The sequence below is a fragment of the Enterobacter sp. SA187 genome, from assembly GCF_001888805.2.
Classification (GTDB): Bacteria; Pseudomonadota; Gammaproteobacteria; order Enterobacterales; family Enterobacteriaceae; genus Enterobacter_D.
Genome location: NZ_CP019113.1, coordinates 1,719,385 through 1,732,635, shown reverse-complemented (window position 1 = coordinate 1,732,635; position 13,251 = coordinate 1,719,385). Strand labels below are relative to the sequence as shown.

The following is a 13,251-nucleotide window of genomic DNA, read 5'->3' as shown; positions in this document are numbered from 1 at the left end:
ACTATCCCTCCATACCGCTAATGGTGATCATGTCGTCATCGGCTTTAGCGCGGAAAACTCGCGATCGGCTAGCGTAAAATTTAATTTCGCGGCTAGATTTAGCCTGATCTGTAATAAGTTCAACAAGCTCATCAAGCAATACTATCGCATTTTTATCATATTTATTCGGCCGATAGCCATTGTTCAATTTATGCAATAACTCAAAAAGATTGAGTCCAATATGAACAGGCGGCAGCGAGGTTTCACCTACTTTGAGATAAACATCAAAGCCAGTTGAATGTGCCGTATGTTTATTACGTAGAGCGTCCCAATCTGGTTTTACTTCTACCGGCGCGGTTATTTTAACTCCACCAAACTCTCCCAGAAAGAACTCCTCTTTCTGCATATTTAATTCTGGAGCTTTACGATTAGCATATCGTTGAATACCAGCAATAAGTTCAAAAGCGTAAAAACGATTAAGTGTCTTTTTCTGTTCTGGATTTGCCGTGTAATTTTTATGCTGATGCCATATCTCTGAATAGCGTTCAAAGAGGGTTTCGTTAAAGAATCTTGAGAATCTCTTATGATAATTATTTCCTAATGACTCATGCTGAAGTAACCAAAAAAGCCGAATCAAGGAAGCAGCATCTCCAGGCTTGGCATAATGGCGATCGAATTTAATATGTAAACTCTCAAGTGCGGACAAAAATTCATCTAAGTCGGCATCAACTAGTCTAAGCTCATAGCGTAAAATGAACTGATCAAGTTCATATGTATGCAAGCGCGCAGGATCAAAATCAGAAACCTTTCTAATAAGATCATTTTCTTCACCAGTGAAGAGGTTATCAAACAAATAACCAGTCCCCGTAAGTAAATGATGCAAAAAGTCCAGCAATGTTCTTGTCGTGACAAACTGATCCTTAATTAACCGGGCTTTAAACAGCTGTGTTATTAATACATCCTGAACACCTGGCATGCTAAGTAGCCTAAAATTTGCCACCTCTTTCAGATCGGGATTAGTTTGCTCATCACGGCTTAAAATAAATTGAAATAAATTGCCATCATCATCACAAGTAAGATTGTTTATCAAACTTTTGATAAATGGTGAATAATTTCCGCTTTCATCAAACTGGAATTTTGGATAATGTTCAAAGTCAAAAAAAGAACAATTACCGTTACGGTAAGGTCTGCTTGCGTGCTGTTGAACTGATAAAAATAAATCAATCGCTGACCTAAGTGCTGTGTGCTTCTCATCGCCTTCTCGGGCAAAATTAGCAAGCATGCCAGTATTGATACCAATTAGTAACGGCAGTGATTGTTGATCGTGCTCGCTAAAAAGCTCATTCAATGCTTCGATAGCCGATTGTCGGGGAGAAAAGCTATGTGTGGCATCAAGATGAAATCTAAATTTGCGCTGATAGCGTGGATCAGCCTTACACCGAGTTAAAATTTCTGACTTGCCATCCCCGCTACTGCCGCATAAAAAAATGATTTCGCCAGGTTTCGCAACATCCAGATGACGTTGCAATTCAGATTCAATTTCTTGCTTTACAAACAGTTGGTCTTTTAACTGATCATACTCATCTCTTTCTCGTTGAGTCACCGTAGTCACTGAAAACGAAGAAGACTTCGCCAGTACACCCAACGCTTTACGTAATGTGATTGCGCTCATAACCGCATGGTCTCTGAGGAAAAATAATAACCATTTTATATAAATGAGTACGCTATCTCTACTACCTTTCTAAGTTCTGAATGTATTTGGCGTCTCATAACCCGAAAATGATGAAGATATGAATGCTATATTTTGACTTAACTGCACACACATTGAAGTTCAGCTCTAAATACTGATGTGCCCAAAATTAGATGAATTGTACAATTCATAGCCCATCAAATATGGGTGGGAGAGATGATAAAAAAGTGATAACTGCTGGAATTTTGCACAAAAAAAGCCGCCCTTAGGCGACTTAATTAGCATTCCGATGGTGCCGAAGGCCGGACTCGAACCGGCACGTATTTCTACGGTTGATTTTGAATCAACTGCGTCTACCGATTTCGCCACTCCGGCACGGAAAGGTATGCGGAAAACGTTGAGGATTATACCCTTACCGGCCACCTTCGCAACCTCAATTGTCCGTAGCGTGCGCTAAGTGCCGAAAATTTCGCCTTAGCCCTGCCCGTCTCCCATCCGCCCGGCAGCATGGTGACTCCCTTGCTATACTCTGCATCATCTCAAAACAAGGAGTCACGATGCTCGTGCTGTGGAACACCCTGATTGTGCTGACGACCGTCGCCGCAATGGAGATCGTGGCGACGCTGGCGCATAAATACATCATGCATGGATGGGGATGGGGCTGGCATCTTTCACACCATGAACCGCGCACCGGCTGGTTTGAAGTCAACGATCTCTATGCCGTGGTGTTCGCCGTGCTGGCGATAGCGCTGATCGCTGTCGGCACGTCCGGCGTCTGGCCGCTCCAGTGGATCGGCGCAGGCATGACGCTCTACGGCGCCATTTATTTTATGGTGCATGACGGGCTGGTGCATCAGCGCTGGCCGTTTCGCTATATTCCTCGCCGCGGCTACCTGAAACGTCTCTATATGGCGCATCGCCTGCATCATGCGGTGCGTGGCAAAGAGGACTGCGTCTCCTTCGGCTTTCTCTATGCGCCGCCGGTCTCAAAGCTCCAGGCGATCCTGCGCAGCCGTAACGGCAGACCGCCGCAGGGCGAGAAGGCTATACCGCGCGATCGTCATGCCGCGGACGCTGCCACAGCGCAGAAGAACGCGGCGACGTCGACGCGGCGCGAGAGCTGACCGCCTGCGCTGCGCCCTTGAGCAGCAGCGCGATTTTCTCCCCCTTGCTGGTGCCCTGCCGCCGATCCCAGGCGCGGGGGCCGGCAGCTTTCACCTTTACGCCAATCTCCCGGTACACCCCATGGGCCGAGGCGATCGCCCAGGCGGAACGCAGCGGCAAACCGGCGAGGCCCGCGCGTGCCGAGGCGTAGTAAGGTTCGGCGGCGTCCACCAGCCGCGCCGCCAGCCGCGCCAGCTTCTCACGGTTCGCGGGATCGGCGAGCTGTTCGCGTTCGATGCCCTCCTCCGCCAGCCACTGCGCCGGTAAGTAACAGCGCCCGGCTTCAGCATCCTCCACAATATCCCGCGCGATGTTGGTCAGCTGAAAGGCCAGCCCCAGATCGCAGGCGCGATCCAGCACCGCCTCGTTGCGCACGCCCATCACCCGCGCCATCATCAGCCCCACCACGCCCGCCACGTGATAGCAGTAGCGTAGCGTATCCCCGAACGTCTCATAGTGGGTGTCGCGCACGTCCATGGCGAAGCCTTCCAGATGATCGAACGCCAGCTGTGGCGGAATAGCGTGGCGTGTCGCCACTTCCTGAAAGGCGGCGAAAGCAGGCTCCTGCATCGGTGCGCCCGCGTACGCCCGCTCCGTCTCGGTTCTCAGCATCGCCAGCCGCTGCGTGCCGCTGCCGGTAACGGCAGAGGCATCCCGAAAGCCCAGTACCTGGCCGTCGATCACATCGTCGCAGTAGCGGCACCAGGCGTAGAGCATCAGGGCGCTGCGGCGGGTCGGCGCGTCAAACAGCTTTGCGGCGGTATTGAAGCTTTTCGATCCGGCCGCCATGGTATCGGTAGCGTGTTCCATCAGCGTGCTGTTCATGGTGCCAGCGCCTCCAGCATCAGCCCTGCGGTGGCTTTCGCCGAGCCAATCACGCCGGGAATGCCCGCGCCCGGATGAGTGCCCGCGCCCACAAGGTAGAGGTTGGGAATGCGGCTGTCGCGGTTGTGCGGGCGGAACCAGGCGCTCTGGCGCAGGATGGGTTCGACGGAGAAGGCCGAGCCATGATGCGCGCCAAGCTGGTCGCGGAAATCAAAGGGCGTGAACATGCGCTGCGTCACCAGCTGGTCGCGCAGGCCGGGCATGTAGTGCTGCTCCAGATAGGCGAAGATGCGGTCGCGCAGGCGCGGCCCTTCCACATTCCAGTCGAGATCGGCAGTGCCGAGGTGCGGCACCGGCGCCAGCACGTAATAGCTGCCGCAGCCGGGCGGCGCCAGAGAAGGATCGGTGACGCAGGGGGCATGCAGGTAGAGCGAGAAATCTTCCGACAGGGCGTCGCGGTTAAAAATATCGTCAATCAGCGCCTTATAGCGTGGCCCGAAGCAGACGGTGTGGTGCGCCAGCTGGCTGTGGTGATGGTTAAGACCAAAATAGAGCACGAACAGCGAGTTGCTCATGCGCTTGCGCTTCAGCGACGCGGCGCGGGACGCACCCACCGGATGATGGCCGAGCAGTTTTTCGTAGGTGTGCACCACATCGGCGTTGGAGGCGACTGCCGCCACCTCAATGCGCCGCCCGTCTGCCAGCTGCACCGCGCCGATCTCGTTGCCGCGGGCTTCCAGCCGGGTGACTTCGGCGTTCAGCTCCAGCGTGCCGCCGAGATCCTCAAACAGCCGCACCAGTCCCTGCACCAGCGCGCCGGTGCCGCCGCGGGCGAACCACACGCCCCATTCGCGCTCCAGCGCATGGATCAGCGTGTAGATGGATGAGGTGGCGAAGGGGTTGCCGCCCACCAGCAGGGAGTGGAAGGAGAACGCCTCGCGCAGCCGCTCATCTTCGATAAACGATGACACCATGCCGTAAACGCTGCGCCACGCCTGCAAACGCGCCAGCTGCGGACCGGCGCGCACCATATCGCGGAACGACAGAAAAGGCACAGTGCCGAGCTTCAGATAGCCCTCTTTAAATACCGCCTGCGAGTACGCCAGAAAGCGGCGATAGCCTTCAACGTCGCGGGGGTTAAAGCGGCGGATCTGCTCTTCCAGCCGCGCCTGATCGTTGTCATAGTCAAAGACCTGGCCCGTCTCCCAGCAGAGGCGGTAAAAGGGCGTCACCGGCAGCAGATCGACATAGTCGGCCATGCGCTTGCCCGCCAGCGTGAACAGCTCTTCAATGGCGGTGGGATCGGTGATCACCGTCGGACCTGCGTCAAAAGTAAAACCCTGATCCTGATAAACATAGGCGCGGCCGCCGGGCTTGTCGCGCTGCTCCAGCAGCTGCGTGGGAATGCCTGCCGCCTGCAGGCGGATCGCTAAGGCCAGGCCGCCGAAACCAGCGCCTATTACTACTGTTTTATTCATCACTGAACGCTCGCAGCCGGGGAGTGTGTTTGAGTACGGCCTGCAGGGCTTCGCCCACCGGTACCGGTGGTTTGCCCGTCAGGATCCGCGCTTTGTCGGCCAGGGTAAGCTGACCGGCGTAAAAGCGGGCGATAAGCCCTGGGTTAAGTCGGTAAAAACGCTGCATCACCTGCCAGCGTCGGTCAGGTCGTCCGGCAAGAAACAGCATACGATTGAGCACGCGGAAGAAACGCTGGCGACGCCACTGCTGCTGCGCGTAGTCCCGCGTCAGGGCGAAGAGCGCGCCGGACGACAGGTCGCGCTGGGCAGCGATCAGATCCGCCAGCGCCGCCGCCTGCGGCAGGGAGTAGCCGGTGGTGGAGTGGAACAGCCCGGCGCGCAGGCCGCTACAGGGCTGGCCCGCCTTCTGCCGCCAGAACGCGCGACAGTCTCCCGCCAGGGTGATCGGCAGGTTGCCCTGCTCTTCCCGCTCCAGCGTCTCCAGCGCCCAGCCCTGCGCCGCCGCGTAATCGACGATATGCTGGCGCGCCTGATCGTCGCCAAGCGTGGCGCGATCGATGTAATGGGTATCTTCAATCAGCAGGCTGTCGGCGGAGAGCGGCAGCGTATAGACAAAGCGATAGCCCGCCGATTGATCCACGGTGGCGTCCATCAGCAGCGGGCGCGTCAGCCCGTGCGGCTGGCTGAGCCGCCACTCCTGCCCGAGAAACGCCTGTGCGCCAATAGTCAGATGTTCGCCCGGCTGATAGCCGCGCCCGTCGATCACCGCACCGGCGTGAAGCTCCGTGCTGTCCGCCAGCGTCACCGTCCGGGGCGTCAGCGCGCTGACCGGCGTCTGCCTTCGCAGGCTATCCCCCAGCGCCTGCGCCATCTCAAGTGCGAAGCGCTCAGAGGTGATGCTCAGATAGCCGCCGTCGAACCGGCGGGTCAGCGCCGGAAAGCGCACGTCATAGCCGGGCCAGCGGTGCGCCACCAGCGGTGCTATCCAGGCGTGCTGCGTCGGGGTGAGATCCTCGTGATGAAATGACCAGGTATGATTGCCGCCCGGCTCTGCACCGGCCTCCAGCAGCAGCACTTTGAGCTGCGGCTGACGCTGGCGCAGCCGCCAGGCGATCAGCCCGTTGGCCAGCCCGCCGCCGACGAGGATCAGATCGTACTGCGTCATGCGCAGGCCGCCAGGATCGGGTGGCGGCTGTTGAGCGCCTGTTCCACTATTTCCGCCGCGCTGGTCGCGCCGCCAGCACCGGCAAGCTGCGTCTGCATCAGGCGTAGCTGCTGACGGTAGCGGGCGTCGTTGAGCAGCGCGTTCAGGTTTTTCGCCAGCGCGCCTGCGGTGGTAAAGCGTGAAGCGCGGCGGCCAATGCCGCTGTAAACCACGCGCGCGGCAACGCCCGGCTGGTCGAACGCCAGCGGGATAGTTAGGATCGGCGTGGCGCTCTCTATCGCGTCCATCACCGTATTGAGTCCGCCGTGGGTGATCACCGCCTGCGCCTGGCGCAGCACGGCAGGCTGATCGGCAAAATCAGTCACCTCCGCGCCGTAGCGCCGCAGTCGCGCTTCCTGCGCCTCATTCAGGCCGCCGCAGTGGGCGATAAGCAGCCGGACGTTCAGCTGGCGGCAGGCGCGGGCGATGGTGCGGAACAGCCTGTAGCGGTGCCCCTGAAGGGTGCCCAGCGAGGCGAATATCAGCGGCTGCGCGGAAGTCTGTACCTCCTCCGGCGCGGCGTGGCTGTGGCGCAGCGGCCCGACGGCGTGAAAGTGCGCGGGCAGCTGGCGACGGGGAAAATCAAAAGCAGGCAGCGTCTGGCTGATCTGCGCCAGCGGCGACAGACAGTCGTGCAGCGATCGCCGCTCGCCAAGGCCAAAGGCGCGCGCATGGCGTGCGATCACCTCGCTGTGGCGGCGCATCAGCCAGTCATAGATGCGCTCGCTGGTGGCATAAAGTTTCTGGCTGCGTGGACCGGTGGCGTAGTTAAAGGGCATCACCGGCAGCGGCAGATGCGGCTCACGGTTTACCGGCAAGGCGCAGGCGACCGAGACGAACGGCAGGCCCAGAGCTTCGGCGACCAGCCCGCCCGCCGCCTCCATCTGATCGACGATCAGCCCGTCGATACCCGCCTGTTGCAGCGCGGCGGGCAGCTCACGGCAGAGCATGTCGCTGGTTTTCGCCATGTCTTCAATCAGCCGAAAAATACCCGGTCCTGACGGGTGCGCCGTTAACGCCAGGGTGCGCGCCAGGCTGCCGGGGGGATGGCTGCGTTCGCCAAGGGGATAAAAACCGATGCGCGCGTCGTCAAGCAGCGTGCGCGCTTCCGCCTGCTGCATAAAGGTGACGCGATGGCCGCGGGCGATTAACGCCTGCGCCAGCGCTTCCAGCGCGCGCACGTGACTGTAGAGCGGTGGCGCGATAACCGCGTAATGGCTCATTCCTCATCCCCGACGCGCACCAGTCTGGCCTGCCGCAGCGCGCTCAGGCTGGCGCTGCCGGTACAGAAACAGGCGACCCGCAGCTGATCGATGATGATCTGAAAATGGGCGATCACCGCGTCGCCGGAGGCAGTGGCGCAGCCGAGCACCCCTGCGGCCTGGCCTGCGAGGGTCGCGCCCAGCGCGATGGCGCGCGCAACGTCGATGCCGTCGCTGACGCCGCCGGAGGCGATAAGCGGCATCTGCGGCAGCGCCTGATGCAGATCGCGCAATGCGCGAGCGGTGGGGATGCCCCAGTCGGCAAAGGCCATCGCCACGGCGCGGTCATGCGGCGTCGCGGCGCGTTCGCCCTCCACCGCTGCCCAGCTGGTGCCGCCGGAACCGGCGACGTCCAGCATCGCCACCCCCGCATCAGCCAGCTGGCGGGCCACCGGCACGGAAATCCCTGCGCCGACCTCTTTCACCACCACCGGCACCGGCAGCGCTTTCACCGTGCGGGCGATCGCCGCCAGCACGCCGCGCCAGTCGCGGTCGCCGCCGCCCTGCAAGGCTTCCTGTAAGGGGTTGAGATGAATAATCAGCGCGTCCGCCTCGATCATATCCACCGCGCGGCGGGCGTAATCGATGCCATGGTGGGCGGCAATCTGCGCCGCGCCCAGGTTCGCCAGCAGCGGAATATCCGGCGCGGCACGGCGCAGTTCGCGCGTCAGCCCCCAGTTATCTTCGCTTTCCAGCGCCACACGCTGGGAGCCGACGCCCATCGCCAGCCCGAGCGCCTGCGCCGCTTCCGCCAGATGGCGGTTAATTTCCCTGGCGCGGCTGGCGCCGCCGGTCATCGAGCTTATCAGCAGCGGCGCACGCAGCGTTCTGCCGAACAGCGTGGTGCTTAAATCGATGGCGTCCAGATCCAGCTCCGGCATCGCACAGTGTTCAAAACGCCAGTCGGCAAAACCGGTGCCGCGCTTTTTCAGCGCCCGCGCCGGATCCAGCACGATATCCAGATGATCGTTTTTGCGTTGAGTCAGTTCCCTGTCCTTCATTGCCGCTCCAGTCGATGTGGCGTCCTGAGATAAAACGTGTTAGCCGAACAGCGCCATCTGTTTGTCGAACCAGGCGTGCATAAAGCGCCGCGTGGAGACACCGCGCTGACAGGCGCTGGTGAGATGTTCATCCGCGCTGCGCAGATGATCGCGCAGCCGCTGATGCACCGCTTCCGCGCCGAGCATCGCCACCAGCGTCGATTTGCCGTGATCTTTATTCACATCTTTGCCGGTGCCGTTCAGGCCGTCGGCCAGATCGTCCAGCAACTGGAACGCCTGCCCCAGATCCTGCGCAAAGCAGCGCAACCGCTGACGCGCCTGCGGCGGGGCATCGGCGACGATCGCCGCCATTTGCAGCGTGGCGTCGAACAGACGGCTGGTTTTCAGTTCATTGGCGAGCAGGATCGCTTCGGCGCTGCGCGTCCCGGCACCCTCGTGCAGATCGAGATACTGCCCCTGTACCAGTCCCTGTAACCCGACGGCGGTGGAGAGTTCCGCCACCGCCAGGGTTTTGCAGGCAGGCGACAGCGACTGGGCTTCCGCCACCACGCCAAAGGCGCGGCTGAGCAGCGCCACGGCGGCGAGGATAGCGACGTTTTCGCCATACTGGCGGTGGATCGTCGGGCGGCCGCGACGCAGCAGCGCATTGTCCATACAGGGGATATCGTCGAGCATCAGCGACGCGGCGTGCACCATCTCCACCGCGCAGGCGAGATCGAGCAGGCCTGGCTGATCGGCATGACAGCCGAGGTCGCGCGCTGCCAGCACCAGCAGCAACGGGCGTACCCGTTTGCCCGCCACCAGCGTGCCTTCGCGCATCGCCGTATAGACCAGATCCTGCTGCTGGCCCGCAGGCAACAGCTGATCGAGGCGGATTTGCAGCGCCTCGCGCAGCGCCTGTAACTCATCTTCATGGTTCAGGCAGTTATCGGCGTTAACCTTCATCGTTACGGTCATGGTTCCTCGTCGTGGCGGTATGATGCGAATGGCGCATGTGACGGCTGCCATCGAGCCGTCATAATCTGACCAGGAACTTTTGCAGCCTGAACAGCCGCTTGCCTGTTTATTTGCATCCTGCTTTGTCTGAAAAGCGTAGCGCACTCTACAGATATTTGCTTTTACGCAACGCCTTCATCACAACTATTTACCTTGCTTTAACAATGAGCGACTACGCCAGCAGTTCCCGCAGCAGCGCCATCACCTGATCCACCTCCGCAGCGGACAGCGCGCCGTCTTTGGCGAAGCGCACCCGTCCGCTCTTATCCAGTACCACCACGGCGGAACCGCCCGGTTGCAGTTGCCAGGCGCGGAGTACCGAGCCGCGATCGTCCACCACAAACTGCGCCGCCGGGGTTTCCCGTTTGCTCTCCTCCAGACTGCGCCGCACGAACAGCGCGCTGCCGGGAATGGCGTCATCGGTATTGACGATGGTGGTGACCGCAAACCGGCTGGCGGGCAGCCCGGCTTTGCCGATAGCGTCGATCAGCGCGGCGTTCTGATCTTTGGCGGAGAGTCGCCCTGCCATATGCAGCACCACGCCCACTTTTCCACCGAGGCGCGCGCTGTTCCACACCTGATAGCGGATCGCCTCCTGCTGAAGCTGCAACTCGCCGCGATCTGCCACCCCCACCGGCGGCACACGTTCCCCTTCCACAAAGTTATGGGCTGAGGCGAAAAAAGGCAGCCCGCCCGTCAGCAACACTATCGCCGCGCGTAAGGTCATTAGGTTCTCCGGTCACTGTTCATCAGCATGAAGTATAAGACGACTTAGCTGAATGCCCTCTTCCGCTAAGTCGCCCCTTACGGAATGCTCTACACTTCTTTCTAATCAATGCCAACCGAAGGAAATTGTGATGAGCATCATAAAAAGTTACGCCGCCCCTGAGGCCGGTGCCGATCTGGAACTACATGAATTTGATGCGGGTGAACTGCTGCCGGCTGACGTTGAAGTTCAGGTTGATTACTGCGGTATCTGCCACTCTGATTTATCCATGATCGATAACGAGTGGGGCATGTCGCAGTACCCGCTGGTTGCCGGTCATGAAGTGATTGGCCGCGTGGTGGCCCTTGGCCGCGATGCGCAGGACAAGGGTCTGAAAGTGGGCCAGCGCGTGGGTATTGGCTGGACGGCGCGCAGCTGCGGGCACTGCGATGCCTGTATCAGCGGCAACCAGATCAACTGTCTGGAAGGCGCGGTGCCGACCATTTTAAACCGTGGCGGTTTTGCCGATAAAATTCGCGCCGACTGGCAATGGGTGATCCCGCTGCCGGACAGCATTGATATTGAAACCGCAGGCCCGCTGCTGTGCGGCGGTATCACGGTATTCAAACCGCTGCTGATGCACCATGTCACCGCTACCAGCCGCGTCGGCGTGATCGGTATCGGCGGTCTGGGCCATATCGCCATTAAACTGCTGCGCGCCATGGGCTGCGAAGTGACGGCGTTCAGCTCCAACCCGGCGAAAGAAGCAGAAGTGCGCGGCTTTGGCGCAGATAAAGTGGTGAACAGCCGCGATCCGGAAGCCCTGAAAGCGCTGGCCGGTCAGTTTGATCTGATCATCAATACCGTTAACGTCGATCTGGAATGGCAGCCGTACTTTGAAGCCCTGGCCTATGGCGGCAACTTCCACACCGTTGGCGCGGTGCTGAAACCGCTGCCGGTGCCGGCGTTTACGCTGATTGGCGGCGACCGCAGCATCTCCGGCTCTGCCACAGGTACGCCGTACGAACTGCGTAAGCTGATGAAATTTGCCGGTCGTGCGCAGGTGGCACCGACCACCGAGCTGTTCCCGATGTCAAAAATTAATGAAGCGCTGCAACATGTGCGTGACGGCAAAGCCCGTTATCGCGTGGTGTTAAAAGCGGATTTTTAAAGGGTAAAACGCCCGGCGGCGCGTAGCTTGCCGGGCCTGCGTATTCAGACCTTCTTCAGAGCAGCAAAGACTTCAGCCACTGCGACCGCGCCCGGATCGGTCACCCCTTCCAGGTTTTCGCGGTTGACGTAAGACGAGCGTCCCGCCCCCGCTTTTTGCATCGATGCGGTAGCTTCTGCGCCCTTTTTCGCCGCACTAATGGCTGCCATCAGATCGTGATCGCGCAGCGCTTCCAGCGCCGGTTGCAGCGCGTCAATCAGCGTGCGGTCGCCCAGATCGGCACCACCATAATGCTTCATCTGCTTCAGCCCTTTTAACAGTGCTTCCGGCAGCGGTTGCCCGTCGTGGATCGCCTGTCCGGCGGCGGTGAAAAAGATCGACATCAGCACGCCGCTGGAGCCGCCCATCACCGTCGCCAGGCGTTCGCCCACCAGTTGCAGCAGCTGCGCGGTGTTGTTAAGCGGCAGCTTGCCGTCCGCCAGCAGTTGCGCCACATCCCGCGCCCCTTCGGCAAAGGTCGAGCCGGTATCGCCGTCGCCCACTTTGGCGTCCAGTGCGTTCAGGCGGTTCTCAAGGTTAATCAGCGTGTCGGTGGCGGTTTTCACCAGCGCCTTCACCTGCGGGTTATCAGAGGGCTGAATTTCCAGGCTGTCGTGAATGGCGTTGTGGCTGACGGTGCGCATCGGCGCGAAGGCCACCGGTTTCTGCCAGCCGACGGTCTCGACATCAGCGCACAGCGCCTGTTCAAAGGTGTCATTCAGACGCAGCAGCGACAGCGAGAACCCTTTCATATCCAGCGAGCTGACCAGCGGCGCGGGGCCGACCAGATAGGCGATTTGATCTTTTAATGCCGAGTGCGCCAGCTCTTTGGTGAGCAGCGCCATTTCCAGCGCGGAGACGCCGCCGAGGTTGTTGATCAGCACCGCCACGCGGTCATTGCCCGCCTTCTCTTTTAACGGGCCAACCAGGGTATCAATAAGTTTTTTGCTGTTGTGCGAGTCCACCGTGGTGGCACCGGGTTCGCCATGAATGCCGAGACCCAGCTCCACCTGACCGCGCTGAATGCGGTTCTCTTCTTCGCCATCGCTGCCCGGCAGGTTGCAGGTTTCCATCGCCAGTCCGAGGCTCCAGACGTTGTCACAGGCCTGCTGCGCCAGGTCGCGCACTTCGCTGAGGGATTTGCCCTGTTCAGCGGCGAAACCCGCCACTTTATGTACCAGCGCCGTACCGGCGATGCCGCGCGGCTGTTTGTTGTCCGGCAGCGCGATGTCATCGGCGACGATCACCATTTCCACTTTCAGGCCGTAGCGCTTGGCTTTTTCCGCCGCGAGGCCGAAGTTCAGGCGGTCGCCGGTGTAGTTTTTGACAATAAGCAGACAGCCGCGATCGCCGGTGACTGCGACAATGGCGTTCAGTACCGCATCCACGCTTGGCGAGGCAAAGACATCGCCGCAAACGGCGGCGGTGAGCATCCCTTTGCCGACAAAGCCCGCATGGGCCGGTTCGTGGCCGGAGCCCCCGCCGGAGATCACCGCCACACGGCTTTTACTCCAGTCGCTGCGGGCGACCACACGGATGGCAGGATCAATATCAAGGCGGACAAGGTTGGCGTGAGGGGCGGAGATGACAAGGCCTTCAATGGCGTCGTTGACCAGCTGCTTGCGGTCATTAAAGAAAAATCTGGACATAACTACCTGATAATTTAGTTAACCGTATGCATAGCATAGTCTGCGTAGCAGAGAACGTCGCAAAGTACAGAATTATCGGGGGGGAAA

At 59.7% G+C, this 13,251-nt stretch carries 11 protein-coding genes and 1 tRNA gene; 2 read left to right on the top strand and 10 right to left on the bottom strand.

Annotated elements, in window-relative coordinates; genetic code table 11:
- Nucleotide 1: 1 nt before the first annotated feature.
- Both dptF and BMF08_RS08275 read right to left on the bottom strand, forming a co-directional pair.
- The gene (dptF, locus tag BMF08_RS08280; RefSeq protein ID WP_072570385.1) at nt 2-1,651 is read right to left on the bottom strand and encodes a DNA phosphorothioation-dependent restriction protein DptF; all 1,650 of its coding nucleotides are present in this window, start codon (nt 1,649-1,651) and stop codon (nt 2-4) included.
- A 308-nt stretch (nt 1,652-1,959) separates the two neighbouring features.
- Nucleotides 1,960-2,044, bottom strand: a tRNA-Leu gene (locus BMF08_RS08275).
- A 182-nt stretch (nt 2,045-2,226) separates the two neighbouring features.
- Between BMF08_RS08275 and BMF08_RS08270 the strand changes: the two genes are divergently transcribed.
- Nucleotides 2,227-2,793 (top strand): sterol desaturase family protein, encoded by a 567-nt coding sequence (locus BMF08_RS08270; protein WP_072570384.1) that lies wholly within the window; start codon nt 2,227-2,229, stop codon nt 2,791-2,793.
- On the opposite strand, the gene crtB is transcribed toward BMF08_RS08270, so the two are convergent.
- From crtB to BMF08_RS08235, 7 genes are all read right to left on the bottom strand, one after another.
- Nucleotides 2,714-3,658, bottom strand: coding sequence for a 15-cis-phytoene synthase CrtB (crtB, locus tag BMF08_RS08265; RefSeq protein ID WP_072570383.1), 945 nt, complete (start codon nt 3,656-3,658; stop codon nt 2,714-2,716). The two genes, BMF08_RS08270 and crtB, sit on opposite strands and share 80 nt — an antisense overlap.
- Entirely contained in the window at nt 3,655-5,136 is a 1,482-nt protein-coding gene (locus BMF08_RS08260; protein WP_072570382.1) for a phytoene desaturase, read from the bottom strand. Before BMF08_RS08260 ends, crtB begins: the two co-directional genes overlap by 4 nt.
- Nucleotides 5,129-6,301, bottom strand: a complete 1,173-nt coding sequence (crtY, locus tag BMF08_RS08255; protein ID WP_072570381.1) for a lycopene beta-cyclase CrtY — start codon at nt 6,299-6,301, stop codon at nt 5,129-5,131. The genes BMF08_RS08260 and crtY overlap by 8 nt, the downstream gene beginning before the upstream one ends.
- Nucleotides 6,298-7,563: a glycosyltransferase gene (locus BMF08_RS08250; protein WP_072570380.1), complete on the bottom strand. Its 1,266-nt coding sequence runs from the start codon at nt 7,561-7,563 to the stop codon at nt 6,298-6,300. Before BMF08_RS08250 ends, crtY begins: the two co-directional genes overlap by 4 nt.
- On the bottom strand, nt 7,560-8,603 hold the full coding sequence (gene fni, locus BMF08_RS08245) for a type 2 isopentenyl-diphosphate Delta-isomerase (RefSeq protein ID WP_072570379.1): 1,044 nt from the start codon (nt 8,601-8,603) through the stop codon (nt 7,560-7,562). The genes BMF08_RS08250 and fni overlap by 4 nt, the downstream gene beginning before the upstream one ends.
- 39 nt (nt 8,604-8,642) lie before the next feature.
- Complete coding sequence (locus BMF08_RS08240) at nt 8,643-9,548, bottom strand: polyprenyl synthetase family protein (RefSeq protein WP_072570811.1); 906 nt, start codon at nt 9,546-9,548, stop codon at nt 8,643-8,645.
- A gap of 223 nt (nt 9,549-9,771) precedes the next feature.
- Entirely contained in the window at nt 9,772-10,326 is a 555-nt protein-coding gene (locus tag BMF08_RS08235; RefSeq protein WP_072570378.1) for a YtfJ family protein, read from the bottom strand.
- 130 nt (nt 10,327-10,456) lie between these two features.
- On the opposite strand from BMF08_RS08235, the gene ahr reads away from it, so the two are divergent.
- Nucleotides 10,457-11,476: an NADPH-dependent aldehyde reductase Ahr gene (gene ahr, locus BMF08_RS08230; RefSeq protein WP_072570377.1), complete on the top strand. Its 1,020-nt coding sequence runs from the start codon at nt 10,457-10,459 to the stop codon at nt 11,474-11,476.
- 44 nt (nt 11,477-11,520) lie between these two features.
- On the opposite strand, the gene BMF08_RS08225 is transcribed toward ahr, so the two are convergent.
- Nucleotides 11,521-13,164, bottom strand: coding sequence for a dihydroxyacetone kinase subunit DhaK (locus BMF08_RS08225; protein ID WP_072570376.1), 1,644 nt, complete (start codon nt 13,162-13,164; stop codon nt 11,521-11,523).
- Nucleotides 13,165-13,251 lie beyond the last annotated feature (87 nt).